This is a genomic window from Pseudotabrizicola sp. L79 (assembly GCF_036553525.1).
GTDB lineage: Bacteria > Pseudomonadota > Alphaproteobacteria > Rhodobacterales > Rhodobacteraceae > Pseudotabrizicola.
Genome location: NZ_JAZHDA010000050.1, coordinates 1 through 2,500 on the forward strand (window position 1 = coordinate 1; position 2,500 = coordinate 2,500).

General features: G+C 54.5%; 2 rRNA genes (1 of these 2 cut by a window edge). Both read right to left on the minus strand.

Annotated elements, in window-relative coordinates:
- Positions 1-125 precede the first annotated feature (125 nt).
- Positions 126-240: ribosomal RNA gene (rrf, locus tag V3C85_RS11775) — 5S ribosomal RNA — on the minus strand.
- 124 nt (positions 241-364) lie between these two features.
- Positions 365-2,500, minus strand: a 23S ribosomal RNA gene (locus tag V3C85_RS11780) (it continues 715 nt past the right edge of the window).

Consider the following 2,500-nt stretch of genomic DNA (forward strand, 5'->3'; position numbering starts at 1 on the left):
CCTTCAGGTTATGAGCCTGACGAGCTACCGGGCTGCTCCACCCCGCGTCCGTTTGTTGCCCGAGGGCGCTTTTTGGTGCGATCGGGTTTGTTTTATCGTTGAGAGAGAGAAGTGTCTCTGTTTAGGTTTGGCGGTGACCTACTCTCCCACGTCTTAAGACGCAGTACCATTGGCGTGTCAGCCCTTAACGGCCGAGTTCGGGATGGGATCGGGTGTTTAGCTGACGCTATGACCACCAAACCGAAGCAGAGACACGGGCTGCTATTTGCAGCCGTGCATCAGGGAGCGCATTTTACAGCGGTCCTTGTTCCGAGATCTTTTGATATTGAGCGTGTCGCTGATTGCGACCTTGCTTTTACTGGATCAAATCAAGCCAATCGAGCAATTAGTACCAGTCAGCTGAATGCATTGCTGCACTTACACCTCTGGCCTATCGACGTGGTGGTCTTCCACGGCTCTCAAGGGAGATCTTGTTTTGAAGGGGGCTTCACGCTTAGATGCCTTCAGCGTTTATCCTGTCCGAACATAGCTACCCAGCACTACCGTTGGCACGATAACTGGTCCACCAGTGGTTCGTTCACCCCGGTCCTCTCGTACTAGGGGCAACTCTTCTCAAATCTCCTACACCCACGGCAGATAGGGACCGAACTGTCTCACGACGTTCTAAACCCAGCTCACGTACCTCTTTAAATGGCGAACAGCCATACCCTTGGGACCTGCTCCAGCCCCAGGATGAGATGAGCCGACATCGAGGTGCCAAACGATGCCGTCGATATGGACTCTTGGGCATCATCAGCCTGTTATCCCCAGAGTACCTTTTATCCGTTGAGCGATGGCCCTCCCACTTGGGACCACCGGATCACTATGGCCGACTTTCGTCTCTGCTCGTCTTGTCAGACTTGCAGTCAGGCTGGCTTCTGCCATTGCACTCAACGAGCGATTTCCGACCGCTCTGAGCCAACCTTCGCGCGCCTCCGTTACGATTTGGGAGGCGACCGCCCCAGTCAAACTCCCCACCATGCAGGGTCCCGGACCCGGATAACGGGCCGCGGTTAGACAACAAGAAGGCGAAGGGTGGTATCTCAAGGGTGGCTCCACCGAGACCAGGGTCCCGGCTTCAAAGCCTACCACCTATCCTGCGCATCACATTCCTGTTGCCAGTGCAAAGCTAGAGTAAAGGTTCATGGGGTCTTTCCGTCTAACCGCGGGTAGTGTGCATCTTGACACACAGTTCAATTTCGCTGAGTCCACGTTAGAGACAGCGGGGAGATCGTTACGCCATTCGTGCAGGTCGGAACTTACCCGACAAGGAATTTCGCTACCTTAGGACCGTTATAGTTACGGCCGCCGTTTACTGGGGCTTCAATTCAGAGCTTGCACCCCTCCTTTTAACCTTCCAGCACCGGGCAGGCGTCAGACTGTATACGTCGCCTTACGGCTTCGCACAGCCCTGTGTTTTAAGTAAACAGTCGCCACCCCCTAGTTTGTGCCCCCCGCCCATAGTTGCCTACAGACGGGGCTCCCTTCTCGCGAACTTACGGGAGCATTTTGCCGAGTTCCTTTAACGTGGTTCTCTCAAGCGCCTTGGTATACTCTACCTGTCCACCTGTGTCGGTTTAGGGTACGGTCTTGTGGAGGGCTATTTCCAGGGACATCGCAGCAGCCCGGTCAATCCGATAAGACCGAACTACAGTAAACATCCGTCACATCCTCCTGGCCCAGGAATATTAACCTGGTTCCCATCGACTACGCCTTTCGGCCTCGCCTTAGGGGCCGGCTTACCCTGCTCAGATTAGCTTTAAGCAGGAACCCTTGGACTTTCGGCGAGAGGGTCTCTCACCCTCTTTGTCGCTACTCATGTCAACATTCTCGCTTCTGATCTCTCCACCGGATGCCTTACAGCCCGGCTTCACAGAAAGCCTCGCGTGTTCGTCACCGCCTCCGCCATTGCTGGCAAGCGCGGTTAAAACACATGAGACTATATCACAGAACGCTCCGCTACCACGCACATCGCTGTGCATCCTGAGCTTCGGCTCGTAGTTTGAGCCCCGTTACATCTTCGCCGCAGGACAGCTTATCTAGACCAGTGAGCTGTTACGCTATCTTTAAAGGATGGCTGCTTCTAAGCCAACCTCCTGGTTGTTTTGGCCGTCCCACATGCTTTCCCACTTAACTACGAATTAGGGGCCTTAGCTGCAGGTCAGGGTTGTTTCCCTCTTCACGACGGACGTTAGCACCCGCCGTGTGTCTCCCGGATAGTACTCATCGGTATTCGGAGTTTACTTAGGCTCAGTAAGGCTGTGGGCCCCCATCACCCATGTAGTGCTCTACCCCCGATGGTATTCGTCCGAGGCGCTACCTAAATAGCTTTCGCGGAGAACCAGCTATCTCCAGATTTGATTGGCCTTTCACCCCTAGCCACACCTCATCCAGACCCTTTTCAACGGGTGTTGGTTCGGACCTCCAGTAAGTGTTACCTTACCTTCATCCTGGACATGGC